We start from the raw sequence: 573 nt of genomic DNA on the forward strand, positions 1-573 counted from the left end.
TCTACTAAAATTTATATGATTCTATAAAAGCTAAATCTTCTTTTGTTAAAGCGTATTTACTTTGATCTGTAATTATCTCTGGTCCATCTTCATGGATTATTAATTGATGTTCAAATTGGCATACATTTGATCCATCTTTAGTTTTTGCTACCCAGCCATTGTCTTCTAGTTCCATTGGCCAGTTTCCACTTGCTATCATAGGCTCAATTGTAAAAACCATTCCATTTTGTAAGCGAGGTCCACGATGAGCTTTTCCATAGTGTGGAACTTGTGGATCTTCGTGCATTTCCTTACCTATACCATGGCCTATAAAATCACGTATAACTGAAAAATCATTTTCTACTTCTGCGTATTCTTGGATGGCATGACCTATATCACCTATTCTATTGCCTACTTTTGCTTCATTTATGGCTTTGTTTAAAGATTCTAAAGTAACATCCATAAGTTTTTGGTCACGGTCTGATAATTTGCCAATAGCATATGACCAGCAAGAATCAGCTAGGCCTCCCTCATATTCGATTACGTTGTCTATAGAAACTATATCTCCTTCTTTTAAAACATAGTCTCCTGGAA

General features: G+C 35.3%; 1 protein-coding gene. It reads right to left on the reverse strand.

Features of this window, described 5'->3' with window-relative positions; all coding sequences use genetic code 11:
- Window positions 1–4 precede the first annotated feature (4 nt).
- Window positions 5–573 (reverse strand): type I methionyl aminopeptidase (gene map, locus AB9Q04_RS08170; protein WP_410024844.1); only part of this gene is annotated, 569 nt, incomplete at its 5' end.

It is taken from the genome of Anaerococcus groningensis, assembly GCF_046365465.1.
GTDB classification, from domain to species: Bacteria; Bacillota; Clostridia; order Tissierellales; family Peptoniphilaceae; genus Anaerococcus; species Anaerococcus groningensis.